Annotated in this window: 26 protein-coding genes; 20 read left to right on the top strand and 6 right to left on the bottom strand. The window is 69.8% G+C overall.

Going from position 1 to position 26543, the window contains the following annotated elements; all coding sequences use genetic code 11:
• Positions 1 to 9: 9 nt before the first annotated feature.
• Together BMZ45_RS07455 and BMZ45_RS21570 are read right to left on the bottom strand one after the other, a co-directional pair.
• Positions 10 to 498 (bottom strand): YaiI/YqxD family protein, encoded by a 489-nt coding sequence (locus BMZ45_RS07455; RefSeq protein ID WP_091634545.1) that lies wholly within the window; start codon positions 496 to 498, stop codon positions 10 to 12.
• A 128-nt stretch (positions 499 to 626) separates the two neighbouring features.
• Positions 627 to 785 carry a hypothetical protein gene (locus tag BMZ45_RS21570; RefSeq protein ID WP_175488979.1) on the bottom strand — a complete coding sequence of 53 codons (159 nt, stop codon included), beginning with the start codon at positions 783 to 785 and terminating at the stop codon, positions 627 to 629.
• Between the two features lie 115 nt (positions 786 to 900).
• On the opposite strand from BMZ45_RS21570, the gene BMZ45_RS07450 reads away from it, so the two are divergent.
• From BMZ45_RS07450 to BMZ45_RS07410, 9 genes are all read left to right on the top strand, one after another.
• Positions 901 to 1578 carry a glutathione S-transferase gene (locus BMZ45_RS07450; protein ID WP_091636322.1) on the top strand — a complete coding sequence of 226 codons (678 nt, stop codon included), beginning with the start codon at positions 901 to 903 and terminating at the stop codon, positions 1576 to 1578.
• 1 nt (position 1579) lies between these two features.
• Positions 1580 to 3136 carry a protein adenylyltransferase SelO gene (locus tag BMZ45_RS07445; protein WP_091634543.1) on the top strand — a complete coding sequence of 519 codons (1557 nt, stop codon included), beginning with the start codon at positions 1580 to 1582 and terminating at the stop codon, positions 3134 to 3136.
• A gap of 1180 nt (positions 3137 to 4316) precedes the next feature.
• Positions 4317 to 6221 carry an ATP-binding cassette domain-containing protein gene (locus BMZ45_RS07440; RefSeq protein WP_091634540.1) on the top strand — a complete coding sequence of 635 codons (1905 nt, stop codon included), beginning with the start codon at positions 4317 to 4319 and terminating at the stop codon, positions 6219 to 6221.
• Between the two features lie 99 nt (positions 6222 to 6320).
• On the top strand, positions 6321 to 6893 hold the full coding sequence (locus BMZ45_RS07435; protein WP_091634538.1) for an SRPBCC family protein: 573 nt from the start codon (positions 6321 to 6323) through the stop codon (positions 6891 to 6893).
• Positions 6890 to 7597 (top strand): AraC family transcriptional regulator, encoded by a 708-nt coding sequence (locus BMZ45_RS07430; RefSeq protein WP_091634535.1) that lies wholly within the window; start codon positions 6890 to 6892, stop codon positions 7595 to 7597. Before BMZ45_RS07435 ends, BMZ45_RS07430 begins: the two co-directional genes overlap by 4 nt.
• A gap of 41 nt (positions 7598 to 7638) precedes the next feature.
• A complete protein-coding gene (locus BMZ45_RS21565; RefSeq protein WP_091634532.1) occupies positions 7639 to 8745 on the top strand; it encodes a hypothetical protein in 1107 nt (368 codons plus the stop codon).
• A 31-nt stretch (positions 8746 to 8776) separates the two neighbouring features.
• Positions 8777 to 9373, top strand: coding sequence for an RNA 2',3'-cyclic phosphodiesterase (thpR, locus tag BMZ45_RS07420; protein WP_091634530.1), 597 nt, complete (start codon positions 8777 to 8779; stop codon positions 9371 to 9373).
• The gene (locus BMZ45_RS07415; RefSeq protein WP_091634528.1) at positions 9370 to 9756 is read left to right on the top strand and encodes a hypothetical protein; all 387 of its coding nucleotides are present in this window, start codon (positions 9370 to 9372) and stop codon (positions 9754 to 9756) included. The genes thpR and BMZ45_RS07415 overlap by 4 nt, the downstream gene beginning before the upstream one ends.
• Before the next feature lie 25 nt (positions 9757 to 9781).
• A complete protein-coding gene (locus BMZ45_RS07410; protein WP_091634525.1) occupies positions 9782 to 10390 on the top strand; it encodes a YdeI/OmpD-associated family protein in 609 nt (202 codons plus the stop codon).
• Between the two features lie 37 nt (positions 10391 to 10427).
• Here BMZ45_RS07410 and BMZ45_RS07405 read toward each other — a convergent pair whose 3' ends face one another.
• On the bottom strand, positions 10428 to 11318 hold the full coding sequence (locus tag BMZ45_RS07405; protein WP_091634523.1) for an endonuclease/exonuclease/phosphatase family protein: 891 nt from the start codon (positions 11316 to 11318) through the stop codon (positions 10428 to 10430).
• Between the two features lie 2 nt (positions 11319 to 11320).
• On the bottom strand, positions 11321 to 13087 hold the full coding sequence (locus BMZ45_RS07400; protein WP_091634520.1) for a M14 family metallopeptidase: 1767 nt from the start codon (positions 13085 to 13087) through the stop codon (positions 11321 to 11323).
• 181 nt (positions 13088 to 13268) lie between these two features.
• On the opposite strand from BMZ45_RS07400, the gene BMZ45_RS07395 reads away from it, so the two are divergent.
• From BMZ45_RS07395 to BMZ45_RS07385, 3 genes are all read left to right on the top strand, one after another.
• Entirely contained in the window at positions 13269 to 13898 is a 630-nt protein-coding gene (locus BMZ45_RS07395) for a glutathione S-transferase family protein (RefSeq protein ID WP_091634518.1), read from the top strand.
• Between the two features lie 148 nt (positions 13899 to 14046).
• On the top strand, positions 14047 to 15675 hold the full coding sequence (locus BMZ45_RS07390) for a POT-type proton-dependent oligopeptide transporter (RefSeq protein ID WP_091634515.1): 1629 nt from the start codon (positions 14047 to 14049) through the stop codon (positions 15673 to 15675).
• A gap of 24 nt (positions 15676 to 15699) precedes the next feature.
• Positions 15700 to 16302, top strand: coding sequence for a rhomboid family intramembrane serine protease (locus tag BMZ45_RS07385; RefSeq protein WP_091634512.1), 603 nt, complete (start codon positions 15700 to 15702; stop codon positions 16300 to 16302).
• A gap of 302 nt (positions 16303 to 16604) precedes the next feature.
• Here BMZ45_RS07385 and BMZ45_RS07380 read toward each other — a convergent pair whose 3' ends face one another.
• Positions 16605 to 16802, bottom strand: coding sequence for a hypothetical protein (locus BMZ45_RS07380; protein ID WP_139215427.1), 198 nt, complete (start codon positions 16800 to 16802; stop codon positions 16605 to 16607).
• Positions 16803 to 17060: 258 nt separating this feature from the next.
• Between BMZ45_RS07380 and BMZ45_RS21105 the strand changes: the two genes are divergently transcribed.
• The 5 genes from BMZ45_RS21105 (at position 17061) to cfa (ending at position 21339) form a co-directional block, all read left to right on the top strand.
• Entirely contained in the window at positions 17061 to 18017 is a 957-nt protein-coding gene (locus BMZ45_RS21105) for a transcriptional regulator (protein ID WP_175488978.1), read from the top strand.
• Between the two features lie 61 nt (positions 18018 to 18078).
• A complete protein-coding gene (locus BMZ45_RS07365; protein WP_057159140.1) occupies positions 18079 to 18351 on the top strand; it encodes a GNAT family N-acetyltransferase in 273 nt (90 codons plus the stop codon).
• A 79-nt stretch (positions 18352 to 18430) separates the two neighbouring features.
• Positions 18431 to 19144: a pseudouridine synthase gene (locus BMZ45_RS07360; RefSeq protein ID WP_091634501.1), complete on the top strand. Its 714-nt coding sequence runs from the start codon at positions 18431 to 18433 to the stop codon at positions 19142 to 19144.
• A gap of 97 nt (positions 19145 to 19241) precedes the next feature.
• A complete protein-coding gene (locus tag BMZ45_RS07355) occupies positions 19242 to 20075 on the top strand; it encodes a DUF3298 and DUF4163 domain-containing protein (protein ID WP_175488977.1) in 834 nt (277 codons plus the stop codon).
• 103 nt (positions 20076 to 20178) lie between these two features.
• Complete coding sequence (gene cfa, locus BMZ45_RS07350; protein ID WP_091634498.1) at positions 20179 to 21339, top strand: cyclopropane fatty acyl phospholipid synthase; 1161 nt, start codon at positions 20179 to 20181, stop codon at positions 21337 to 21339.
• 77 nt (positions 21340 to 21416) lie between these two features.
• Here cfa and BMZ45_RS07345 read toward each other — a convergent pair whose 3' ends face one another.
• Entirely contained in the window at positions 21417 to 22856 is a 1440-nt protein-coding gene (locus tag BMZ45_RS07345) for an amino acid permease (protein ID WP_091634496.1), read from the bottom strand.
• Positions 22857 to 23013: 157 nt separating this feature from the next.
• On the opposite strand from BMZ45_RS07345, the gene BMZ45_RS07340 reads away from it, so the two are divergent.
• From BMZ45_RS07340 to BMZ45_RS07330, 3 genes are all read left to right on the top strand, one after another.
• Positions 23014 to 24075, top strand: coding sequence for a hypothetical protein (locus BMZ45_RS07340; protein WP_217643168.1), 1062 nt, complete (start codon positions 23014 to 23016; stop codon positions 24073 to 24075).
• An 82-nt stretch (positions 24076 to 24157) separates the two neighbouring features.
• Positions 24158 to 24463, top strand: a complete 306-nt coding sequence (locus BMZ45_RS07335; protein WP_056174225.1) for a hypothetical protein — start codon at positions 24158 to 24160, stop codon at positions 24461 to 24463.
• Positions 24464 to 24683: 220 nt separating this feature from the next.
• Complete coding sequence (locus tag BMZ45_RS07330) at positions 24684 to 25997, top strand: glycerophosphodiester phosphodiesterase family protein (RefSeq protein WP_175488976.1); 1314 nt, start codon at positions 24684 to 24686, stop codon at positions 25995 to 25997.
• Positions 25998 to 26543: the final 546 nt, after the last annotated feature.

Genomic DNA, 26543 nt, shown 5'->3' with positions numbered 1-26543 from the left:
CGCCGGGCTTCAAGCGCGACTTCGCGCCAGCCAGCGATCGAGTTGGTTGGCGAAGGCCTGGCGATCGCGCGCATGGAACACCGGCGGGCCGCCGGTCTGCACGCCGGCGCCGCGCAGTTCGTCCATGAAATTACGCATCGACAGGCGCTGGGCGATGTTGTCGGCGGTGTAGAGGTCGCCGCGCGGATTCAGCGCGACCGCGTGTTTTTCCAGCACCAACGCGGCCAGCGGGATGTCCTGGGTGACCACCAGGTCGCCGGCGGCGACGCGCTGCACGATCTCGTTGTCGGCCACGTCCAGGCCGGACGGCACCTGGATCGCGCGCACGTAGCGCGAGCCGGGCGTGCGCAGCCACTGGTTGGCGACCAGGGTGACCTGGATGCGCGCGCGTTCGGCGGCGCGGAACAGGATCTCGCGGATCACCCCGGGGCAGGCATCGGCATCGACCCAGATCTGCAGGCCCGGCGGCGGCGCGGCAGGGTCGGGGGCGTCGGTCATCGGAAGAGGATTCGCGGGCGCGGCCGTGGCGGCTGCGCCGGGGGAGGCGGGGCGGACAGCGGGGTCCGCGCGCCTGCGCTGGCTGAGACGGGGCGGGCGACCGACGTCGCCTCGGCCCGGGGCAGGGCTCAGCCGTTGCCGCGTTCGCCGTCGCGGGGGCCGCCGCTGGGATCGGCCGGCGCGCCGGTGTCCTTGGCCGCGGCCTTCTTGGCCGCCTTTTCGTCCTGCTTCTTCTTCTTGGCGATCTCGCGCTGGCGCTTCTCGAACGAGTAATTGGGCTTGGCCATGTATGGCGATCTCGATGGGGAATGCCGCCAGTCTAGGCCATGCGCGCCCCGGGAGCCGAATCGCCGATCGGCGGCGACCGCTACCATGGGCCCGGACCCCACCGCCCAGGCCCTCATGATCCGCGTCCATCATCTGAACAATTCGCGCTCGCAGCGCGTGCTCTGGCTGCTGGAAGAGCTGGAACTGCCCTACGAGGTCGTGCGCTATCAGCGCGACGCCCAGACCATGCTGGCGCCGCCGGAACTGCGCCGCATCCACCCGCTGGGCAAATCGCCGGTGCTGGAGGACGGCGAGCGGGTCCTGGCCGAGTCGGCCGCGATCCTGGAATACCTGGCCGAACGCTACGACGGCGAGCATCGCTACAGCCCGCCGCCGGCGCCGCTGGACGCGCCCGAACGCCTGCGTTGCCGCTACTGGCTGCACTACGCCGAGGGCTCGGCGATGCCGCCGCTGCTGCTGAGTCTGGTGTTCGCGCGCCTGAAACGCGCGCCGATGCCGTTCTTCGCCAAGCCGGTGGCGCGCGGGATCGCCGACAAGGCCATGTCCAGCTTCGTCGGACCGCAGCTCAAGCTGCACCTGGACTACATCGAGGCCGAGCTGGGCCGTCACGCCTGGTTCGCCGGCGAGCGCTTCGGCATCGCCGACATCCAGATGAGCTTCCCGGTCGAGGCCGCGGTCGCGCGCGCGGGTGGCGACCGCCCGCACATGCGTGCCTTCCTCGAACGCATCCACGCCCGGCCCGCCTACCAGCGCGCGCTGGAGCGCGGCGGCCCCTTCGACGTGCTGGGCTGAGATGCTGGCTTTCGACTTCGACAACGCCTTCGTCCGCGAACTGCCGGCCGACCCCGAAACGGCGCCAGGCGTGCGCCAGGTGCAGGGCGCCTTGTATTCGCGCGTGCAGCCGACGCCGGTGGCGGCGCCGCGCCTGCTCGCGTACTCGGCCGAGATGGCCGCGCGCCTGGGTCTGGACGAGGCCGCGCTGCGCTCGCCCGAGTTCGCCCAGGTGTTCGGCGGCAACGCCTTGCTGCCCGGCATGCAGCCGTTCGCGTCCAACTACGGCGGGCATCAGTTCGGGCATTGGGCGGGGCAGTTGGGCGACGGCCGCGCGATCAGCCTGGGCGAGGTCGTCAACGCCGCCGGCGAGCGCTGGGAGCTGCAGCTCAAAGGCGCGGGCCCGACCCCGTATTCGCGCAGCGCCGACGGCCGCGCGGTGCTGCGCTCCTCGGTGCGCGAATTCCTGTGCAGCGAGGCCATGCATCACCTGGGCGTGCCGACCACGCGCGCGCTCAGCCTGGTCGGCACCGGCGAAGCCGTGGTGCGCGACATGTTCTACGACGGCCACCCCAAGGCCGAGCCCGGCGCGGTGGTGTGCCGGGTCGCGCCTTCGTTCCTGCGCTTCGGGCATTTCGAACTGCCGGCCTCGCGCGGCGACAACGCGTTGTTGCGGCGACTGGCGGACTTCTGCATCCGCCGCGACTTCCCGCAGCTGTCGGGCAGCGGCGAGGCGCTCTACGCGGCCTGGTTCGCGCAGGTCTGCGAGCGCACCGCGGTCACCATGGCGCATTGGATGCGGGTCGGCTTCGTGCACGGGGTGATGAACACCGACAACCTGTCCATCCTCGGCCTGACCATCGACTACGGCCCTTACGGCTGGATCGACGACTACGATCCCGATTGGACCCCCAACACCACCGACGCCGGCGGCCGCCGCTACCGCTACGGCGCCCAGCCGCAGGTGGCGTATTGGAATCTGTCGCGCCTGGCCGGCGCGCTGTCGCCGCTGTTCGCCGACGTGGCACCGCTGCAGGACGGCCTGCGCCGCTACGTCGAGGCCTGGAACGCGGCCGAGCGCGACACGGTCGCGCGCAAGCTCGGCTTGCAGGCCTGCGGCGACGAGGATCTGGCGCTGATGGATGCGCTGCGCGAATTGCTGCGCGCGGCCGAGATCGACATGACCTTGTGGTTCCGCGCCTTGTCCGACTGGGACGCCGAGGCCGGCCTGCGGCCGTTCGCGGATGCGTTCTACGACCCGGCCAAGCGCGCCGAGCACGAACCGGCGCTGCTGGCCTGGCTGGCCCGCTACCGCGCGCGCCTGGCCGAGGACGCGCTGCCCGCGCCCGAGCGTCAGGCGCGCATGCGTGCGAGCAATCCGCGCTACGTGCTGCGCAATTACCTGGCCCAGCAGGCGATCGACCGCGCCGAGCAGGGCGATGCGGACGGCGTGACGGAGTTGCTGGAGGTGATGCGCCGCCCCTACGAGGATCAGCCCGGCCGCGAGGCCTACGCGCAACGCCGCCCGGACTGGGCGCGCGACCGCGCGGGCTGTTCGATGCTGTCCTGCAGCTCCTGAAGTCGGATGCCGTCGCGGCAGCGACGGTCGGCTCGACGGCGGCGCAAGCCGCTGCTCCCACAGGAAGCAGGGGCGCGGTTTTGCGAGTGGTCGCGCGCGCTCGAGGTCTCGGGGTAGGAGCGGCGCAAGCCGCGACGCGCGAACTCGAAGGCCGGCGACGCTGGGGTGTGTGGTGACGTGGTCGCGGCTTGCGCCGCTCCTACCTCTAGGCGCGGCGGATCAGCACCTGCTCTCTGTGGGAGCGGCGTAAGCCGCGATTCGTCGGTGGGCGCCGGTGGCGCTGGGGTGTGCGGTGGCGCGATCGCGGCTTACGCCGCTCCTAGCCTCCAGGCACCGTGGCTCACCGCCCGCTCCCACAGGAAGCAGGGGCGCGGCCTTGCGAGTGGTCGCGCGCGCTCGAGCTCTCGGGGTAGGAGCGGCGTAAGCCGCGACGCGCGAACCCGAAGGCCGGCGACGCTGGGGTGTGTGGTGACGTGGTCGCGGCTTGCGCCGCTCCTACCCCTGGGCTCGGTAGATCAGCGCCTGCTCTCTGTGGGAGCGGCGTAAGCCGCGACGCGCGAACTCGAAGGCCGGCGACGCTGGGGTGTGTGGTGACGTGGTCACGGCTTGCGCCGCTCCTACCCTTAGGCGCGGTAGATCAGCGCCTGCTCTCTGTGGGAGCGGCGTAAGCCGCGATTCGTCAGTGGGCGCCGGTGGCGCTGGGGTGCGCGGCGGCGCGATCGCGGCTTACGCCGCTCCCACAGGAATCGGGGGCGCGGTCTTGCGAGTGTTTGCGCGCTGCTACCCCGAGGCGTGGGGCATGCCGACGAATAGCGTCAGCGGGCTCGGTGGCTGGGCCCGGCTTGCTTGAGGGTCCTGAAGCACGCCCGCGCACAGGCGCGGGCGGCGGGGTGGATCGGCGATCCGGCCGGCCGCGGGGGCCGGCGACGCGCGATCAGGTCGGCGCAAAGCCCTTGGTGGCCTTCTTTTCGTTCTTCTCGGCGCGCTTTTCCTTGATCGTCTTGGTCGGTTTCTTCTTGGTTTCTTTCTTGCGGTCCAAGCCCTTGCTCATGGCAGGCTCCTCGATTCGGTGACGGTGGCCGCAGCACCATGCCGGCGGCGAGGCCCCAGTATGCGCCGCGCCGGCATCCGGCGCGCGCCCGGACCGCGCCGGAGCGTGCGCCCCGGCTACAATGGTCGGATGCCTTTGATCACCGTTCAGAACGTCGACTACAGCGTCGGCGGCCCGCTCCTGCTCGAAAACGTCGAACTGTCCATCGAACCTGGCGAACGCATCGCCCTGATCGGTCGCAACGGCGCGGGCAAGTCCACGCTCATGAAACTGCTGGCCGGGGAGATCCAGCCCGACGACGGCCGCATCCTGGTCGACGGCGGCCGTCGCGACGGCAATACCCGTATCGCCCGGCTCGAACAGGAAGTCCCGCCCGGCGCCAACGGCACCGTCTTCGACGTGGTCGCCGACGGCCTGGGCGAGCTCGGCCACTGGCTGGCCGAATACCACCACCTGACCCACGCCGACCACTACGACGCCGACGCGGTCGCCGCGGTCCAGACCAAGATCGAGGCCGCCCACGGCTGGGGCCTGGATCAGCGGGTCACCGAAACCCTGGCCCGGCTCGACCTGGACGGCGAAGTCGAGTTCTCCGGCCTGTCCGGCGGCATGAAACGGCGTGTGCTGCTGGCGCGCGCGCTGGTCTCGGCGCCGGATCTGCTGCTGCTGGACGAGCCGACCAACCATCTCGACATCGAAGCCATCGACTGGCTGGAACAGTTCCTCAAGTCCTGGCAGGGCGCGCTGGTGTTCGTGACCCACGACCGCCGCTTCCTGCGCGCGCTGGCGACCCGCATCGTCGAGATCGACCGCGGCCAGGTCACCAGCTGGCCCGGCGACTGGGACAACTACGTGCGTCGCCGCGAGGAGCGCCTGAACGCCGAAGCGCAGGAGAACGCGCGCTTCGACAAGCTGCTGGCGCAGGAAGAGGTCTGGATCCGCCAGGGCATCAAGGCCCGCCGCACCCGCGACGAAGGCCGAGTGCGCCGCCTCAAGGCGATGCGCATGGAACGCCAGGCCCGGCGCGACACGGTCGGCAACGTGCGCATGGACTTCGCCCAGAACGAAGCCTCCGGCCGCAAAGTCGTGGAGACCAAGGCGGTGTCGTTCGATTTCGGCGGCAAGCCGCTATTGCGCGACGTGTCCACCACGATCTTCCGCGGCGACCGCATCGGCCTGATCGGGCCCAACGGCAGCGGCAAGACCACCTTGCTCAAGGTCCTGCTCGGCGATCTGCAGCCCAAGTCCGGCGAAGTGCGCGAAGGCAGCAAGCTGCAGGTCGCCTACTTCGACCAGTACCGCGCGACCCTGCGCGAGGACTGGAACGCGATCGAGAACGTGGCCGAGGGCCGCGAGTTCGTCGAGGTCGGCGGCAAGAGCAAGCACGTGATCGGCTATCTGCAGGATTTCCTGTTCACGCCCGAACGCGCGCGCGCGCCGATCACCCGCCTGTCGGGCGGCGAGCGCAACCGCCTGCTGCTGGCCAAGCTGTTCGCGCAGCCGTCCAACCTGCTGGTGATGGACGAACCGACCAACGATCTGGACGTGGAAACGCTGGAACTGCTGGAAGAGCTGCTGGGCGACTACCCCGGCACCTTGCTGCTGGTCAGCCACGACCGCGACTTCCTCGACAACGTGGTGACCTCGACCCTGGTGATGGAAGGCGAGGGCCGGGTCGGCGAGTACGTGGGCGGCTATACCGACTGGCTGCGGCAGCGGCCGGTGGCCTCGGTCGGCGCGGCCAAGCCCGCCGCGAGCGCGCTCGGCGCCGGCAAGCCCGAGCCGGCCAAGGCCGAAGCCGCGGCGCCGGCGGCCAAGCGCAAGCTCAGCTACAAGGAAGCGCGCGAGTTGGAACAGTTGCCGTTGCGCATCGAGCAACTGGAAACGCGCCTGGCCGAACTGACCGAGCAGATGAACGAGCCGGCGTTCTACCAACGCGACAGCGCCGCGATCAACGCGCACAACGCGACCCTGGCGCAGACCCAGGCCGAGTTGGACGCCGCGTATGCACGTTGGAGCGAACTGGACGCCTGAGGCCGCGCCGACCCCAACTTCCGTCGCTTGCGCGGCGGCCGGGCCGCGGTTCCTAATCGCCGCATCGGCCCGTCGCGGCCAGGCGAGAGGAGGGCGGCTATGGGTCGGATCGCAATCGCATGCGCCGCGGCGCTGCTGCTGATCGTCGGCGGCACGGCCACGGCCGCGGTCAAGGACGTCGCCGCGAACGGCTTCAGCATCGAGAACGAGCAGGTCGTGCCGGTCGACCCCGCCACCGCCTGGAAGGCGCTGGTCGGCGACGTCGATCGCTGGTGGCCGAAGGACCACACCTGGTGGGGCAAGGCGTCGCGGCTGTCGATCGAGCCGCGCGCCGGCGGCTGCTTTTGCGAGGTCGGCCTGGACGGTCGGCAGCAGGCGCTGCACATGACCGTGAGCTTCGTCGATCCCGGCAAGACCCTGCGCCTGCTCGGCGGGCTGGGCCCGCTGCAGGGCATGGGCTTGAACGGCGCGATGGAATTCCGGCTGGCGCCCGTCGACGGCGGCACCCGCATCACCCTGGCTTACCGCGCCGGCGGCTACACCCCGGACGATCTGAGCAAGTTCGTGCCGGTGATCGACAAGGTCCAGGGCCTGCAACTCGGCGGTTTGGCCGACTACCTGCGCAAGCCCGAGGCGCGCGGCGCGGGCGGTGCTCAGGAGCCGCCCAAGTGAAGTCGATCGGCAGCGCCTACCGCACCCGCCACGAGCGCGGCGCGACCTTGGCGACCCATCGGCATAGCGCGCCGTATGCCGCGCTGGTGCTGGACGGCGACTACACCGAATCCAGTCTCGACGGACCGCTGCCGTGCCGGCCGGGCACCCTGGTGCTGCACCCGGCCTTCCACGCCCACGGCGACCGCTTCGGCGGACTCGGCGCCAGCGCGATCAATATCGAACTCGCAGCCGGCAGTTTCGAGCCGGCCGCCAGCGCCTGGGAAGTGCACGACCTGCGCGAGGCGGTCGAGGTGTTCGAACGTTGCCCGCAGCGCTTGTCGGAACTGCTGGCCTGCGCGCGTCCGCAGGCCGCGCCCGAGCTGCCGGACTGGCAGGGCGAACTGCTGCGCGGCATGGCCGAGTCCGAACACGAGATCGGCGTGCTCGCGCGCCGGCTCGGGGTCTCGGCCGAGCACGCCAGCCGCGCGCTGAGCCGCAGCTACGGCATGTCGCCGCGCGCGCTGCGCCGCGAAGCGCGCTGGCGCCACGCCTTGCGACTGCTGGGCGGCGCGCTGCCGCTGGCCGAGGTGGCCGCGGTCGCGGGCTTCGCCGATCAGAGCCACCTGCACCGCATCGTGGTCGCGCATGCCGGCTGCACGCCGGCGCGGCTGCGGCGCCAGATCAAGTACGTACAAGACCGGCAGCTCGCCATCGCGGCCTAATGGCTCCAACGCGCACCCCCAGCGCTTATGGAGTTCTCGCGATGAAACCTTCCCTGTTGTCCGCCGCGATCGCCACGCCGCTGCTGCTGGCCTGGGTCTTGGGCGGCGCCGCCGCGCCGCCGGCGCCGTTGCCGGAAACCAGCGGCCCGCTCGCCGCCAAGGCGGTCAGCGATGCGCTGGGCGCGTCCCTGCGCGCCGACGTGCCGACCGCGTTGACCGCCCTGCAGGCGGCGCCGGTCGAACAGTTCAACGCCAAGGACGTGGCCTTCCGCAGCTGCATGCTCGATCGTCATGGGCGTAGCGCGCCGCCGCCGCCGCCGACGGCGGCCGACGTCAGCGACCCCTACGCCCGGCGCGTGCTCGAGATCTATCAGCGCTATTGGTGGCACGCGGTGCGCGACCCGGCCCAGCGCCCGGCCCTGGACGCCCAGCTCAAGGCCGATCTGGCCGCCACCATCGGCGAGAAGCCGCCGGCCGACGGCGACGAAGCCTTCGATGCCATGAACGAGCGCATCAACGCCAAGTTGCGCGCGGCTGGCCTGCATCCCTTGCAGGGGCGCACGCCGCCGCTGTACGACCTGTTCCTGTGGGGCGAGCAAGAAGTGCAGGAGCACGTGGTCGAACTGCCCGGCGGCGAACGCCAGCCGGTCAAGGTGTTCGTGATGGACGGCTGGCTCAGCCGCGGCTGGAGCCACTACACCGCCTGCAGCTACACCGGCGCGGCCGGCTGGGCCAAGCCCGAAGGCCTGTACGCCGTGCGCGCGGCTTACGGCGACCTCAAGGGCGAGGATTTCCAGGTCAGCTTCCTCGGCCACGAATCCCAGCACTACGCCGACCTGAAGCGCTGGCCGGACATGCCGCCGTGGATGCTGGAGTACCGCGCCAAGCTGGTCGAACTGGCCAAGGCCGACGTCACCCGCATCAAGCTGCTCGACCGCTTCTACCGCGCCCAGGACGACGAGCCCGATCACCCGCATCCCTATGCGAACAAGCGCGTGATCGCCGATGTGTCGGCCAGGTTGGGACTGCCTGCCGGCACCGATCTGCGCCAGGCCGATCCGGAGGCGGTGCGCCGCGCCGCGCGCGAGGTGCTGATCGAGGACAGCCGCAAGCGCGAGGCGGAATCGCCGGCGGCGCCGAAGAGCTGAGATCGCCGCGCGCGGGCGCTAAACTGACGGCATGCAACAAGACTCCTTGTTCGGCCCGGCGCCTGCGGCGCGTTCCGATATCCATCGTTTGTTCTTCGCGCTGATGCCGGACACGGCCACGCGCGAGCGCATCGCCGGCCTCGCGCCGGCCTTGCGTCAGCGCTACCAGGGCGGTGGGCGCCTGATCGGCGCCCACCGTTATCACCTGACCCTGCAGTTCCTCGGCGATTTCGACGCGCTGCCGCAGGCCATCGCCGAGCGCGCCGCCGCGGCCGCGCAGACCCTGCATCTGCCCGCGTTCGATCTCACGCTGGATCGCGCCGGCAGTTTCCGCAACGCCGCCATCCCGTGGTGGCTGGGTTGCGAACACCCCGCGCCGGGCCTGACCGAATTGTGGGAACGCCTGGGCGTGGCCCTGGCCAAGGCCGGCGTGCGCATCGAATCCGGCCATCGCGCGCATGCGCCGCACGTGACCATCCTGCGCGACGCCGAGCGCGCGCTGGCGCCGACGCCGATCGAACCGATCGTGTGGCGGGTGGACCGTTTCGTGCTGGTGCACAGCTTGCTGGCCGTGCAGGGGCGGTCCCACTACGAGCACCTGGGCGAATGGACGCTGGCGCAGGCATGAAGATCCTGGCAACCGCCGTGCTGGCGGCCGCGATGCTGTCGGCCTGCGGCGCGAATCCATCCATGCAAGGCCACTGGGCGGTGGACATCGACGCCACCGTCGCCGAAGCGCGCCGCCACGGCCGCAGCGAGCGCGAGATCGCCTTCCTGCGCGAGCTCTACGGCCGCGGCCTGCTCGAAATCACCGACGACGCCCTGGTGATGCGCGTGGTCGGGGTGCCCGACGCGGTCGCGCGCAACTACCGCGAGCTCGAGCGCGACGGCGACTGCCACCGTCTGCAGGTGCAGGGCAGCGCGCCCAGCCACCGTTACTGCCTGCGCGACGGGCGTTTGATCGTCGACGATCCCGGTGCCATGCTCAGCCTGGTGTTCAAGCGCCAGTGAGCCGCGCCGGCGCCAGGAGCCCGTCATGCCCCAGCACGACCCGCGCATCGACGCTTACATCGCCCAGGCCGCCGAGTTCGCGCGGCCCCTCCTCGAACACGTGCGCGCCGTGGTGCACCAGGCCTGCCCGGAAGTCGAGGAGACCCTGAAGTGGGGCATGCCCAGCTTCGTCTACCACGGCCAGATCCTGTGCGGCATGGCCGCGTTCAAGCAGCACGCCAGCTTCGGTTTCTGGCAGGGCGCCAACATCGTCGGGCCGGACGGCCGCAAGGGCGAGGAGGCCATGGGCCAGTTCGGGCGCCTGACCCGGCTCGCCGATCTGCCCGGCAAGCGCGAGCTAGGCGGCTACGTGAAGCAGGCGATGGCTCTGCTCGACGCCGGCGTGAAACGGCCCACGACCAAGAGCGCGCAGCCCAAGCCGCCGCTGGCGGTGCCCGAGGACCTGGCGGTGGCGCTGAAGAAGAACGCCCAGGCGCGCAAGACCTTCGAGGCTTTCCCACCCAGCCACAGACGCGAGTACGTGGAGTGGATCGTCGAAGCCAAGCGCGAGGCGACCCGGCTCAAGCGCGTGCAGCAGGCCGTGGAATGGCTGGCCGAAGGCAAGCACCGCAACTGGAAGTACATGCAGCGCTGAGCCGCGCCCGAGCGGTTCGCGCGTCGACGCGTATCCGTCACGGAGCCGTCGGCGGCGTCATGCGCAGCACGGCATGCAGGCCGTAGTGGTCCGAGGCCCATACGCCGTCCGCGTCGGGCCGGTTGAACAGAATCTCGGCCTGGTTGGGCGCGAACGCATCGGGCTGGTACCAGATGTGATCGATGCGCAGGGGCGCGTACTGATTGAGGTTGAGCGTGCTGTGCTCGCGCGCGTCGTCGGCGATGCCCGGATGCAGGGCGCCGTAGGCGTTGCGGAAACGGCGGCCGAACTCGGCGAACTCGGGCGCATGCTCGGCTGCGTTGAAATCGCCGGCGACCAGGCTGGGCGCGCCGCCGGCCGTGGCGTCGATATAGGCCAGCAGGTCGTCGATCTGGCGCTGACGGATCGCGCCGCCTTCGGGCTTGTAGTGCAGGTGGGTGGCGTAGACGTTGACGACGCGTCCGTCCACTTCGATGCGGGCGTGGGCGACGGTGCGGTAGTCGTCGGCCGGCTGCAAGGGCTTCCAATCGAAGGCCAGCACCGGGCGTCGGCTCAGGATCGCGTTGCCGTAGCGGCGCGGCGCGTCGGCGGCATCGACCGAGACGAAGTAGGCGCGATAGCCCAGCGCAGCGGCCAGGCTCTGGGCCTGGTTGGGCAGAGCCGGGTGTTGCAGCACCTCCTGCAGCGCGATCACGTCGGGCTGCAGGCGGCGCAGTTCGGTCACGATCTGGCGCTGGCGCGCCGGCCAGTCGCTCTTGTCGTGCCAGAGGTTGAGGGTGACCACCGAGAGCCCGCCGTCGGCCGGCGCCGAACGCGCCTGCGGTTCGGCGGCCTGCGAGGGCGCGGCCGCGAGTGCCGCCAGCACGGCGACGCCGCGCAACAGCCGCGCGCTCAGGTGCCGCAGCGTCGGCCAGCCGCTCGCCGCCATGCTCAGCGCGGCACCGTCGCGATGCGCAGCACCGGATACAGGCGGTAGCTGTCGTCCCAGGACGAGTGGCGACGATAGAAGAACTCCAGGCGCGCCTGCGGGTCCTTGGCGAAGGCCGGATCGGACTTCAGCTTCTGCTCGAACGCGGCCTTGAGCTTGGGATCGGCGGCGAGCATCTCGCGCGCGACTTCCTCGGCCACGTAGTCCTCCATGTACTCCTTGCGCTCGAAGGCGTTGTTGAACTCGCCCCAGGCCGCCAGCGCGTCCGGCGCCTGCGGCTCCAGCAGAGCCATCGCCAGGCGCGCCTTGGGCTGGGCGATCGGCACGAACAGCGCGCCGGCGCCGACGTTGCGCAGTTCCGGCTTCCACTCGCCGCTGGCGGTGAGGCGCTGGTGGCCTTCCACCGACTGCGCGCCGAACTCGGCCTTGTCGGCGCGGAAGGTTTCGACCCGCGCCTTGGGCAGGGCGCCGTCGAGGCGACGGTAAGCGATGCCGTGCTGGTCGAGCTTGGCCGCGACCCAGCCGGCGTGCGCGGCCGGCACCAGGTAGCCGCCGTGCGGCGCCTTGACGGTGAGGCTGGGCTGGACGTCGTCCTTCATCGGGATGTTCCAGACCTGCGGCGTGGTCTCGTCGTAGCGCGTCATCAACGCGCCGGAAATCTCCGAGGGCGTGCGCGTGTAGGCGTAACCGCGGAAGGCGACGGTGCGGGTCTTGGGGCCGGCCTTGTAGTCCAGCGCCACCGGCTGACCGCCGAGCTTGCTCGCGCGCTGATCGGCGGCGGCGGTTTCGCGCTGCCAGGCCGCGCCCTGCGCGCCGACCAGTTCCATCAGCGCGACCACGGTGTTGCGGGTGATGCGCACGCGGGTCGGGTAGTCCTTCCAGGAATGGGTTTCGACCAGCATCGCCAGGCGGTTGCGCAGCTGGAAATAGCCGTGCGAGAAGCGCGGCGGGGCGACGCCGTCTTCGAAGCCGGAACTGGGATCGTCGTTCTGCACGAACGAGGGGTAGTAGGGCAGCGGCAGCGAGCCCTGCGCGGCCAGGCGCTGGATCACGCCGTCGCGCAGCGCGGTGCCGGCCTTGCGCAGCGCGGCGTCGCCGGACTTCACCGGCTCGACCTGGATCGACACGTCGTGTTCGAACTTGGCACCGTCGGTCACGTGCAGATCGACGTAGACCAGCGGGTCCCAGGCGTCGACCAGCTTGAGCATGGACTGCATCTCGATGCTGTCGGCCTTGAGGTAGTCGCGGTTGAGGTTGTAGTTCTGGGCGGTGGTGCGCCAGCCCATTTCCTCGGGGCCGCGCTGGTTGGGGCGGTTCCAGCGCGCAAAGCGCTCGTGGCCGTCGACGTTGAACACCGGCACGAACAGCAGCACCTGCCTGGCCAGCGCGCCCGGCGCGGCGGCGCCGTCCAGGGCTTCGCGCAGGGCCAGGAAGCCGGCGTCCTTGCCGTCGATCTCGCCGGAGTGGATGCCGCCCTGGATCAGCATCACCGGCAGGTTCTTGGCCCTGGCCGCCTGCGGGGTGAAGGCGCCGGCCGGGGAGACGATCAGGACCTTCATCGGCCGGCCCTCGGGCGAGGTGCCGAAATCGCCGCAGCGCACCGCGTCGGGATAGCGCTGCGCGTAGGCCTCGCACAGCGAGATCACTTCGTCGTAGCGGCCGGTCTTGGTGAAACCGCTGCGTTCGGCGACGGTGCTCAGCGCGGTGTCGGCGGCGGCGACGGGCAGGGCGCTGGCGAGCAGCGCGGCGAGCAAGAAGGTACGGGTCATGCGGGTCTCTCTCCCAGGTCTGCCCGCATGGTAGCGGAGCCTCCGCGCCGCGGCTGTGCATGGTTGGCACACTGCTGACAAGCGGTGTCAGCACATTCGAAACGCAAGGCGCGCGCTCCACGCGGCTGCGTACGGACCGAGGCCTGGCTTAGACTGCTCGGCCGTCTCCAGGGATGTCCGCATGTACGCGCTCTACTACTCTCCCGGCGCCGCCAGCCTGGTCGTGCATTGGCTGCTGATCGAGCTGGATCAGCCGCACGAATTGCGCCTGACCGACATCGACAGCGGCGCGCACAAGCGCGCGGACTATCTGGCCCTGAATCCGGCCGGCCGCATTCCGACCCTGCTGGTCGACGGCCAGCCGCTGCATGAGACCTGCGGCCTGTTGTTGCTGCTCGGCGATCGCCACCCCGAGTCCGGCTTCGCGCCCGCGCCGCATGACCCGCGTCGCGGCGCCTACTACCAGTGGATGCTGTATCTGGCCAACGCGGTGCAATCGCCGCTGCGGCTGTGGTGGTACCCGGGCGACGTCGTAGGCGCCGACCCCGACGCGGTGCGCGCGAGCGTGCGCGAGCGCGTCGAGGCGGCCTGGCAGCACATCGACGCGCACCTGGCCGCGCACGGGCCCTATCTGCTGGGCGAGGGTCCCGGCATCGCCGATTTCTACCTGACCATGCTGATGCGTTGGACCCGCAACATGCCGCGCCCCGGCCACGACTGGCCGCACTTGGGCGAGCTGGCCCGACGCATGAAGGCACGCCCCTCGTTCCGCACCCTGTACCAGCGCGAAGGCCTGAGCGAATGGGCCTGAACGCCTAGGCCCCGGCGGCGCCCGGCTGTGCCGTATCTGGCCGCAGGCGGCGCTGGCCTTGCCCGGCCGAGCGGCCGGGCCGCCCCAGGCGGAGCGGCGGCGACGATCGGTTAGGCTTAGCGGACCGCAACCGCAGGACCGCCCGTAGATGAGCCAAGCCGCCACCGCCAGCGCCGATTCGCAGGGGCGCATGCCCCGCCAGATCGCCTACATCATCGGCAACGAGGCGGCCGAGCGCTTCAGTTTCTACGGCATGCGCAACATCCTGACCTCGTTCCTGGTCGGGACCCTGCTGCTGGCGTCCACCTCCGACCTGGCCGAGCGCGAGCACCTGGCCAAGGAGGTGTTCCACAGCTTCATGATCGGCACCTACTTCTTCCCGCTGCTGGGCGGCTGGCTGGCCGACCGCTATTTCGGCAAGTACAACACCGTCATCTGGTTCTCGCTGATCTACTGCGCCGGCCACGCCTGCCTGGCCTTGTTCGAGCACAGCCAGACCGGGTTCTACACCGGCCTGTTCCTGATCGCCTTCGGCGCCGGCGGCATAAAACCCCTGGTGGTGTCCTTCGTCGGCGACCAGTTCGACCAGAGCAACAAGGCCAAGGCCAAGCTGGTGTTCGACGCGTTCTACTGGACGATCAACTTCGGCTCGCTGTTCGCGTCCTTGCTGATGCCGATCTTCCTGCGCGAGTACGGCCCCAGCGTCGCCTTCGGCATCCCCGGCGCGCTGATGTTCCTGGCCACGCTGATCTTCTGGCTGGGCCGCCACCGCTACGTGCGGGTGCCGCCGACGCGCGACACCCCGGATCCGGATTCGTTCTTCAACGTCGCTCGCACCGCGCTGACCACGTCGGCGCCGGGGCAGGGCAACCCCGGCGTGATCGTCGCCGGCCTGGGCGTAGCGCTGGCGCTGGCCGCGGCTTCGCTGAGCTTCGTGCCGGCGATGGGTTTCGTCAAAAGCGTGTGCCTGGCGCTGGGCCTGCTGATCGGCTTCGGCGGCTACGGCATCTCGCTGCAGTTGGACCGCGCGCGCGGCAAGCATTCGGCGGTGGCGGTGGATGGGGTGCGCGCGGTGCTGCGCATCGTGATCGTGTTCGCCCTGGTCACGCCGTTCTGGTCGCTGTTCGACCAGAAGGCCTCGACCTGGGTGCTGCAGGGCCAGAAGATGGTGGTGCCGACCGACCTGTGGTGGTGGCCGACCTGGCTGATCTCCGGCGAAGGCGGCGCGCGCGCCGCGGCCTCGCAGATGCAGGCGATCAATCCGCTGCTGGTGATGCTGCTGATCCCGTTCAACAACCTGGTGCTGTACCCGGCGTTGCGCCGGATCGGCCTCAACCCGACCCCGCTGCGGCGCATGGGCTTCGGCATCGCGATTTCCGGCCTGTCCTGGATCGTGGCGGCGGTGCTGCAGCTGTACCTGGACGCCGGCCATCCGATGTCGCTGTCCTGGCAGATCCTGCCCTACATCCTGCTGACCCTGGGCGAGGTGCTGGTGTCGGCGACCGCGCTGGAGTTCGCCTACAGCCAGGCGCCGCAGTCGATGAAGGGCGTGATCATGGCGCTGTGGTACCTGACCAGCACCTTCGGCAACCTGTGGGTGATGCTGACCAACGCGGCCGTGCGCAACGCCACGGTGACCGCTCACATCGCCGGCACGGGGCTTAGCGAGAATGCCTTCCTGATGTTCTTCTTCGCCGGATTCGCCTTCGTTGCGGCGGCCGCGTTCGGGCTGTACGCGCGGCGCTATCCGATGCAGGACCATTACCGAGCCGCCTGACGCAACACCGCGAGACCCGACCCGATGCTGACCTTCGTCCTGATCGCCGCGACCATGCTGGTGTCGTGGCTGGCGTTCGAGAACCCCAAACTGCAGCAGCGGCTGATCCTGTGGCCGCCCGCGATCGAGCGCCGTCACCAGTACGATCGCTTGCTCACCCACGGCTTCATCCACGCCGATTGGCCGCACCTGCTGTTCAACATGCTCACGCTGTACTTCTTCGGCCGCAATATTGAGGTCGCGATGAACGTGCTGGCTGGCCCGGCCGTATTCGTGTTCTTCTATCTGTCGGCGATCGTGGTGGCGATCCTGCCCAGCTATCTGCGCCATCGGCGCGACGCCAACTACAGCAGCCTGGGCGCCTCGGGCGGCGTGTCGGCGGTGCTGTTCGCCTCGATCCTGCTGCAGCCCTGGACCTTCATCTACATTCCGATCCCGATACCGGCGATCGTCTACGCGGTCGGCTACGTGGCGTATTCGTTCTGGATGGACAAGCGCGGCGGCGACGGCATCAACCACAGCGCCCATCTGTCGGGCGCGATCTACGGCGTGCTGTTCATGCTGCTGATGGATCCGCGGGTGGCCCCGTACTTCCTGCAGCAGCTGAGCAACCCCCCATTCCGTTGACCGCGTCCGGGCGGAATGCCGCCTTCAGAAGCCGCTAAGGGGCAGGAACGGGTGGTAGTAGGCGTTGCCGTCCTTGCGGGCCACCAACAACGGGTGATCGCCGACGGATAGGTAATGGTCGTACGCGCGCTCGATGTGCGCCGCGCGCAGCGCGATCGCTCGCTGCGTGCAGCGCGGCCATCTATCGGGCGCGATCTACGGCGTGCCGTTCATGCTGCCGATGAAACCTGGAATCGGTCCGTGCTCCAGCAGCCGCTAACGAGCCCCAACTCCGACGATCGCGCCCTTCCCCTGAGAGGGTGTCAGGCGGCCCAGCGGCTTTCGATGCGGGGCAGGGCTTCCAGTTCCGGAATGCTCTCGCCGTAGGCTTCGGCCAGGCGGCCGTAAATGGCGGCGTCGAGCTGCATCAGCTCCTGGGCATCGCCTTCGCCGGTGCGGACCAGCTCGTACATGCGGGTGACCAAAGCGTCATCGCTGACGGTATTCATGGGTAGGTTCATGGACATGCGCCTTCTCCTCTCACTTTCCCTTTCTGGTAACGGAAAGAACGCAGAAACCATGCCAGCGTTTGTGGCGGCTATCACCCCGAAAATGTGACGCACGGTGTCAACGCTGGCCGTTCAGGGCCGGCCGGGGCTGACGCGCTGGGGCGGCCGGGCGGGGCGCCGCTCACCCGGCTTGAATGCCCGCCGTGCTACCACCGATACAGCGGTGGCACCGCGCCGCCGCCCCCTCGGAGACGCCACAGGAGGCAAGGCATGGCGACCAAGAAAGCCGCCAAGACCGTCAAGAAGGCGCCCGCCCGCAAGGCGGCGGCCAAGAAAACGGTACGCAAGACCGCCGCGCGCAAGGCGCCGGCCCGCAAGACCGCGAAGAAGGCGGCCAAGAAGACGACCCAGCAGGTCGTCAAGAAAGCGGTCAAGCAGACCGCGAAGAAGGCGGTGAAGAAGGCCGCGAAGAAGACCGCGAAGCCGGCGGCCAAGAAGGTCGCGGCCAAGCAGGCGGCGAAGAAGGTCAAGCGCAGCGCGGGCAAGGCCGCCACGGCACGGCCCGCGGCCAAGCCGGCGCCGGCCAAGAAAGTCGTCAAGCCGGTCGCGGCCAAGAAAGCCGCCGCCAAGTCCGCGTCCGCCAAGCCTGCCGTCGCCAAGCCGCCGGTGGCCGTGCAACGGCCCGCCGTCGTCCGGCCCACGCCACAGCGCAGCCCGGTGGCTGCGCCGGTCCAATCCAAGCCCACGCGCGCCGCGCCGGCAGCCAAGGCCGTCCCCAAGCCGCGCGCCGAGCCAGCGGTCACCGCACCCGCCGCGACCTCGGCCGTCGCCGTGCCGGCGCTGGGCGCAGCCAAGCCGGCCGCGCGCGCGCCGGTGGAGCAGCCAATGGCGGCCTCCGCGCCGGTGCCGGCGGCCGCGCCGCGCGCCACCGTGCCGCCGGCCGAGGACGCTGCGGCCGAGGCCGAGCGCAGCCGTCCGATCACGCCCGAGCAGGCCCTGGCCAACACCCGCCAGTTGCTGGAGGCCAAGCAGGAACACGATCGTCAGCCGCCGCCCTGGCAGCAGTTGGACCCGCAACACGGGCAGGCCCCGAAGCAGGGCACGGAGTCGCCGGGCGCCGTCGCCAAGGCCGAGGAGCTGCACGCCGCCGAGAGCCGCATGCAGGCGATCCAGGGCAGCATCGGCACCCAGGATCGACGCAACCAGGGCAAGCGCGATAATCGCTGACCCGAGCACCGCGCCGGGGCCCGCCATGCGCGGGGCCCGGCGCCCCCCACCAGGAACCGCTATGCCCGATATCCACCACGACGCTCCCAGCGGCCGCTTCTCGACCACGGTCGACGGCGAGCTCGCCTACCTGGACACCCGCCTGGACGGCCACCATCTGGTGATTACCCACACCTGGGTGCCGGAGGTGATCGGCGGGCGCGGCATCGCCGGCGGCCTGGTCCGGGCGGCGTTCGAACATGCCCGTGCCGCCGGCCTCAAGGTTCGGCCGGCCTGCTCCTACGCGGCGGCCTGGATCGAGCGCCATCCTGAATTTTCCGACCTGCTGGGCTGAGCCCGACGCTGCACCGCGGCCCAAGGTGTGACAGCATGCGCGCCCGTCCCAGACTGGCGCGCCCCGCGTCCGATTCCGCATGCGCCTGAACAAACACATCAGCGACACCGGCCACTGCTCGCGCCGCGAGGCCGACCGCCTCATCGCCGAGGGCCGGGTGGCCGTGAACGGCGTGCGCGCCCGGATCGGCGCCGAGGTCGGCGAGGACGACGAGGTCCTGGTCGACGGCCAGAAGCTGCGCACCCGCGCGGCGATCAAGGGCCAGCGCCAGCATGTCTACATCGCCCTCAACAAGCCGACCGGGGTGACCTGCACCACCGAGTCCACGGTCAAGGGCAACATCGTCGACTTCGTCGGCCACGAGCGCCGGATCTTCCCGATCGGGCGCCTGGACAAGGAGTCCGAGGGCCTGATCCTGCTGACCAGCAACGGCGACATCGTCAACGAGATCCTGCGCGCCGAGAACAAGCTGGAAAAGGAATACCTGGTGGCGGTGAACCACGAGGTCACCCCCGAGTTCCTGCGCGGCATGAGCCGCGGCGTGCCGATCCACGGCCAGACCACGCTGCCGTGCAAGACCGGCAAGCTCAACCGCTTCGGATTCCGGATCGTGCTGGTGCAGGGCCTGAACCGACAGATCCGGCTGATGGCCGAGCACTTCGGTTTCCGGGTCAAGCAGCTAATGCGGGTGCGCATCGGTAACGTCAAATTGGCATACCTCAAGCCCGGCCAATGGCGCAATCTGACCGACGCCGAACTGCAGGGTTTGCTGCCGCACCGCAGCCAGTGGTGATCGGCCGCCGCGCCTAGCGCGAATTCGGCGCGCGTGTGCATGCGGGCATCACGGTTTCGACGATAATGTCCGCGGGAACACCAAAGGATTGCCCCCAATGAAGTCCGTTATCGCCCGGCGCGCCATCGCCGTCACTGTGCTTTGTCTGGCCATGGCCGCGTGCAAGCGCGAGGCCGCCGCCCCGACCACGGCCGCCGCCCCGGGCACGACGCCCGCGGCCGGCACGCCCGCGGCCGTCCCCGTGGTCGAGCTCAAGGACGTGGTCGAGACCACGCCCGACTACATCATCGGCATCAGCTACCAGACCCCGGCGGCGAAGTACCCAGGCCTGGCGGCCGAGCTCAAGCGCTACGCCGACGCCGCCCGCACCGACCTGATCGAAGCCGCGCAGGCGCGCAAGAAAGGCGAGGGCAGCGCGCCCTACGACCTGTCGTTGAATTTCACCGAGGTGCTGGATTCGCCGACCCTGGTGGCGGTGGCCGCCGAGGGCAGCAGCTACACCGGCGGCGCCCATGGCTCGCCGCTGATCGCCCGCTTCGTGTGGCTGCCGCAGCAGAACCAGATGCTCAAGGCCACCGACCTGGTGCCCGACAAGAAGGGCTGGGACGCGATTTCGCGCTACGTGCGCGAGCAACTGCATTCGGCGCTGTCGCAGCGCGTCGACGCCGACGACCTGGCCCCGGCCGAGCGCGCCGAGGTGGTCGAAAGCGCCGGCCGCATGATCGACGACGGCACCGACGCCGACCCGGCCAACTTCGCCTTGTTCGAACCGGTGGTCGCGGTCGACGGCAAGCTCACCGCGCTGCGCTTCGTGTTCGCGCCCTACGAGGTCGGTCCGTACTCCGACGGCACCCAGACCGTGGAAGTGCCGGCCAGCGTGCTGCTGCCGTTCGTGGCGCCGGCGTACAAGGCGCTGTTCGCGGGGAGCTAGTCGCTATCGGCGGGTAACGAGTGGCGAGCAAGGGTAACGAGCGCGGCTCACTCGTTCCTGTTTCCTCGCTACTGGTTCCTCGCTACCGCAACCGGAGCCCGTCATGCCCGCAACGCTGCGCAATCGGGTGGTCGCTCTACTGGCGCTGGCCGACGTCCAGGTCGGCGGCGAGCGTCCCTGGGACATCCAGGTCGACGACGAGCATTTCTATTCGCGCGTGATCGCGCAGGGTTCGCTCGGCCTGGGCGAGTCCTACATGGACGGCTGGTGGCGTTGCGAATCGCTGGACGGGATGCTGTTCCGGCTGCTGCGCGCGCACGTGGACGAACGCGTGCACGGCTGGAGCGCGCTGTTCGACGGCCTGCGCGCGCACCTGGTCAATTTGCAGAGCCGCAAGCGCGCGTTCATGGTCGGCGAGCGCCACTACGACCTGGGCAACGATCTCTACCGCGCCATGCTGGGGCGGCGCATGGTCTACAGCTGCGGCTACTGGCGCGACCGCGAGGGCGCGCCGCTGCAGGACCTGGACGCGGCCCAGGAGGCCAAGCTGGACCTGGTCTGCCGCAAGCTCGGCCTGGCGCCGGGCATGCGCGTGCTCGACATCGGGTGCGGCTGGGGCGAGGGCCTGAAGTTCGCCGCCGAACGCTACGGCGTGAGCGGCGTGGGCGTGACCATCTCGCGCGAACAGGCCGAGTACGCGCGCGAGCTCTGCGCCGGCCTGCCGGTGGAGATCCTGCTGCAGGACTACCGCGACCTGCAGGGCGATGCGTTGGGCGGTGGCCGCGCCGACGGCCGCTTCGACCGGGTGTTCTCGCTGGGCATGTTCGAACACGTGGGCGTGCGCAACTACGCGATCTATTTCGACGCCGCGCGGCGCGCGCTCAAGCCCGACGGCCTGTTCCTGCTGCACACCATCGGCGGCAACCAGTCGGTCACCCACACCGATCCCTGGATCGGCAAGTACATCTTCCCGAATTCGATGCTGCCCTCGGCGCGCCAGATCGCCGAGGCGGTCGAGCAGCGCTACGTGATCGAGGACTGGCATAACTTCAGCGCCGACTACGACCTGACCCTGCAGGCCTGGCGCCGCAACGTCGAGCGCGCCTGGCCGGAGCTGGACGCGCGCTACGACGAGCGCTTCCGGCGCATGTGGCGCTTCTACCTGGCCGGCGCCATGGCCAGCTTCCGCAGTCGCCACGCCCAGCTGTGGCAGCTGGTGCTGTCGCCGGAGGGCGTGCCGGGCGGGTATGTCGCGCCTCGCTGAAGGCGAGGAGTGAGCGTAGAGGAGTGAGAAGTGAGCGTAATGCTTTTGCTCACTTCTCACTTCTCACTTCTTACTTCTTACTTCTGTTCCAAGGCCAGCTTGCTGTGGCGGATGCCATAACCGAAATACACCAGCAGGCCCAGCGACAGCCAGATCAGGAAGATCAGCCAGGTGATCGCCTGCAGCTCCGACAGCAGCCAGATCGAGAAGCCGATGCCGATGATCGGGATCAGCGGCACCAGCGGGGTGCGGAAGGCGCGGTGCAGGCCCGGCTTGCGCACGCGCAGCAGCCACACCGAGGCGCAGATCACGATGAAGGCCGAGAGCACGCCGATGTTGACCAGCTTGGCGACCTCGCCGATCGGCAGCAGGCCGGCGACCAGGGCGGTGAACACGCCCAGCACCACGGTCGGACGGTGCGGGGTGCCGTAGCGCGGGTGGATCTTGGCGAACCAGGCCGGCAGCAGGCCGTCGCGCGACAGCGAGAACCAGATTCGCGCCGCGCCCAGCATGAAGGCGAACAGCACGCTGGCGATGCCGACCACGGCCGAGAACGCGATGGTCTTGGCGATGAAGGGCAGGCCCAACGCGGCGAAGGCGTCCGACACCGGCGCGTCGCCACCCAGGGTGGAGTAGTGGGCGATGCCGGTCAGCACCAGCGACACCGCCAGGTACAGGATCATCGACACGCCCAGCGACAGCAGCACCGCGCGCGGCAGATCGCGTTGCGGGTTCTTGGATTCCTCGGCCGCCGTGGTCAGGGTGTCGTAGCCGAACACCGCGAAGAACACCACCGCCGCGGCGGTGCCGACGCCGGCCAGGCCGAAGTGGCCGACGCCGTCGGCGCCGATCACGCGTTCGGGAATGAACGGCGTCCAGTTGGCGGTGTCGATGTAGAACACGCCCACGCCGATCACCAGCAGCACCGCCAGCACCTTGATCGCCACGATCAGGGTGTTGAAGCGCGCGCCCCATTCGGTGCGGAACACCAGCAGGGCCGACACCGCCAGGGTCACCGCGGCGGCGATCACGTTGAACACGCGGCCTTCGCCGGTACCGATCGCGCCCTGCGCCCAGACCGGCAGATGGATGCCCACGCCTTCCAGCAGCACCTGCACGTAGCCGGACCAGCCTATCGCCACCACCGCCACGATCAGCGCGTATTCCAGCAGCAGGTCCCAGCCGATCAGCCAGGCCGGCAGTTCGCCCAGGGTCGCGTAGCTGTAGGTGTAGGCGCTGCCGGTGACCGGGATCATGCCGGCGAACTCGGCGTAGCACAGCGCCGCGGCGGCGCTGGCGATGCCCGCGATCAGGAACGACAGCGCGACCGCGGGGCCGGCGTTCTCGGCGGCCTGATGGCCGGCGAGCACGAACACGCCGACGCCGATGATGCCGCCGATGCCGATCGCGGTGAGCTGCCACAGGCCCAGCACGCGCCGGAAGTCCGAGCGCTTGCCGATATCGGCCTGAAGTTGCTCCACCGACTTGTGCCGCAAGATACGCGCCAACAGGCTCATCCGCTGTCCTCCCCAATGATCGCCGCATCATAGCCGCTGTCGCCCCGGACGGTGGCGCATGGGCGGTTCGATACGGCCAGTGCCCGGGCCTCACGGCCGCGCCGATGCCGCGTTTTTCCTGTCACCACGCCAACAGGCGCACGACAGGAGAGATTGAATGAGCATCCGATGGAACCGCACCTTTTCCGACCTGATCCGGCGCAGTCGCCCGGCGTATTGGGGCAACTGGGCGCTCAATGCCCAGATCCGGCCCGGCGCGGTGGGCATCGTCGATGCCGAAACCGGCGACTTCCGCCTGGTCCGCGAGCAGTTGCCCAATGTCGAGCTGCTGCACACGGCGACCTCGAGCTCCTGGCAGCTGATGTCCGAGCGCGTCTCGCGTACCGAGGCCAGCGTCGACGTGAGCGCCGAGGCCACCGATCCGGATTCGGGCATCAAGGGCGAGGCCGGGCTGGAAGTGAGCTGGTCGATGGCCAACAGCAACTCGATCGCCTCGGAGTTCTCGCTGCGCCAGGAGTCCTTCCTGCGCGATCTCACGGTGGTCGAGCGCAGCGTCGACTGGCTGGCCGAGCAGGCCCAATCGGTCGGCTTCGGCGGCAACGGCCAGATCGCCCAGGGCTTCGGCGTGGTCACCAACGTGATCTTCGCCAACAGCGGCCTCAATGTCGGCTCGCAGTCCAGCGACGCATCGTTCTCGATCGCCGGCCGCGCCAGCGCGGTGCAGGAGATGCTGGGCGGCGCCAGTGGCAAGGGCTCGTTCAGCTCGATCCGCAAGGCCCGCGACGTCGACCGCCACCTGTGGCCGGACCAGGCCAACACCCGTCCGGTCGAGCCGGTGCCGATCGCGTATTCGTTCGCGTCCTTCGACGGACGCCTGCTGATGCCCAACTGGATCGGCAAGCTCGGTGGCTTCCAGATCTTCTTCAACAACCGTCCGGGCAGCACCTACATCACCCGCATCCTGCTGACCTACAACACGCCCAGCGGCCCGCGCCGCGAGCAGTTCGAGATCAGCGGCGGCCTGTCGCGCACGATCGGCAACATCCCGCTCGACGCCACCGACCTCAACCTCGACGTGACCTTCGTCGGCATGATCAATTCCGATCGTTACCGCCGCCATTGGGCGCGTCCGCTGGGGCAGTGGTTGACCGGCCAGCGCCACATCGAGATGTCGGGCGTGTGGCCCGGCGCCACCCATTTCTCGGTGCTCGAAGAGTGATCGCCGCCGCGGCCGTCATGGCGGCCGCGGCCTTCCCCGTCCAGATTCCGCGCAAGGGTGCCGTGCGCCCGGAGCCATCCGCATGACTTACACCTACGTCAACGAAATCAGCGCCAAGAAGATCTCCAAGCTCGGCGATCCGGTCACGGCCGAGGCCCGGCTGCAGGCCATCGACACCCTGTGCACCGAGACCGAGCCGACCGAGGGCGACCAGGTCAACCAGTGGCTGCTGGTGCTGAAACAGAACGGCATCGTCGCTCAGAAATGGAAGAGCAGCCTCAACGGCATCGAGATCTATCCCGGCGGCAAGCGCAGCGAGGACCGCCTGGCGATCACCGTGGCCGACGGCACGGTGACCGCGGTCAACGCCTGGATCAGCGAACACTGAGGCAGGCGCGGCCCTGCGCGAGGCCGGGCCGTGGGGCAGGGCCGGCCGCGTGCGCGGGCGTTGTCGCCGCCTGCGCGCGCGGCCGGCGCGGAATGCGCCGGCCGTCGCAGTCCGGCGATCGCGCGCATGCACGGTCAAGTGCGCGCAATGTTCGGCCGCGAGCATGGCGATGCCGGCACACAGGGGCGCCGGCCTTCCCCCATGCCCGAGGTTGTCCGCCATGACCCCGCATTGCACTAAGCTGGCCCGACTGTTCGGTGCCGTGCTGTTCGCCGCCGTCAGCGCCGCCGCCTGCGCCGAGATGCCCACCGTGACCGACCGCTCGTCCGACCGCGCCGCCGACCGGCATGCGCCCGACCGCCACGGCCTGATCGTGATCGGCCACCGCGGCGCCAGCGGCTACCGTCCCGAACACACGTTGGAGTCCTACCGCCTCGCGATCCGCATGGGCGCCGACTTCATCGAACCCGACCTGGTCGCGACCCGCGACGGCGTGCTGGTCGCGCGCCACGAGAACGAAATCTCCGGCACCACCGACGTCGCCGCGCATCCCGAGTTCGCCGCGCGCCGGGTCACCAAGACCATCGACGGCGTCGCCGTGACCGGCTGGTTCACCGAGGATTTCACCCTCGCCGAGCTCAAGACCCTGCGCGCCAAGGAGCGCATCCCGGCGATCCGTCCGGCCAATGCGCGCTTCGACGGCATGTACCAGATCCCGACCTTCGCCGAGGTGGTGCGCCTGGCCCAGCGCGAGAGCCGCGGCGGCCGCCGCATCGGCATTTATCCGGAAACCAAGCATCCGACCTATTTCGCCCACGAAGGCTGCCGCCTCGACGGCACGCCGATCGCGACCTCGCTGGGCGCCAAGCTGATCGAGACCCTGGTGGCGGAAGGCTTCACCGATCCGCGCCGCGTCTATATCCAGAGCTTCGAGGTCGAGAATCTGATCGAGCTCAAGACCCGGATCATGCCGCGCGCCGGCGTCGACCTGCCGCTGGTGCAGCTGTACGAGGACTTCCAGAGCCGCCGTCCCTACGACCTGGCGTATCACCTCGCGCGCGGCGACGAACTGGGCGCGATCTACGGCGACTTGAGCCAACAGATCGAAGGCGGCCTCGGCGCGAACACGCGCTACGCCGACTTCGCCACCGAGCCGGCGCTACGCTGGATGAAGGCGCATTACGCCAGCGGCGTCGGCCCGTCCAAGAGCAGCCTGCTGACGCGCCTGGCGCTGGACCCGAAGGTCGACGCCGACGGCGACGGCAAGGCCGAACTGGGCACGCGCAACACCGGCGTGGTCCATCCCATGCTGGCCTGGGCGCTGAAGGCGGGCCTGGTGGTGCATCCCTATACCGTGCGCGCCGAGGAACCCTTCCTGACCCAGGGCCCGAACGGCATCGCCCAGACCGCGCTGGCCGAAGCCGTGCAGCTGTACGGCCTGGGCGTGCAGGGCTTCTTCATCGACCAGCCCGACATCGGCGTGGCCGCGCGCGACATCTTCCTGGACCTGCATCGCCCGCTACGCGAGCGGTGAGGACAACGCGAAGCGGCTTCAGTCGAAGCGGCCACTCGCTCCTCGGTGCTTGCGTCGCATAGGACCCGACGCGGTCGCGGCACGCGCCGCTCCTACCCCGCAGCGGCAGACCTCCGCGAGCTACCTGTAGGAGCGGCGCAAGCCGCGACCGCGACAACGCGAACCACCGCGTGGCTTCAATCGAGGCGGCCACTCGCCCCTCGCTGCTTGCGCCGCACCGGACCCGACGTGGTCGCGGCACGCGCCGCTCCTACCCGAGGCAGGGAGTGGCTGCGCGTGTTTGCAGGGTTTTCTGTAGGAGCGGCGCAAGCCGCGACCGCGACAACGCGAACCACCGCGTGGCTTCAATCGAGGCGGCCACTCGCTCCTCGGTGCTTGCGTCGTACCGGACCCGACGTGGTCGCGGCACGCGCCGCTCCTACCCGAGGCAGGGGCGGCTGTGCGTATTTGCAGGGCTTTCTGTGGGAGCGGCGTGAGCCGCGATCGCGTCATGCACACTATTGCGCGGGTGGCCGTAGTTGCGCGATCGCGGCTTACGCCGCTCCC

It is taken from the genome of Lysobacter sp. cf310, from assembly GCF_900114355.1.
Lineage (GTDB): Bacteria > Pseudomonadota > Gammaproteobacteria > Xanthomonadales > Xanthomonadaceae > Lysobacter.
This window is presented reverse-complemented; position numbering and strand designations above follow the sequence as displayed.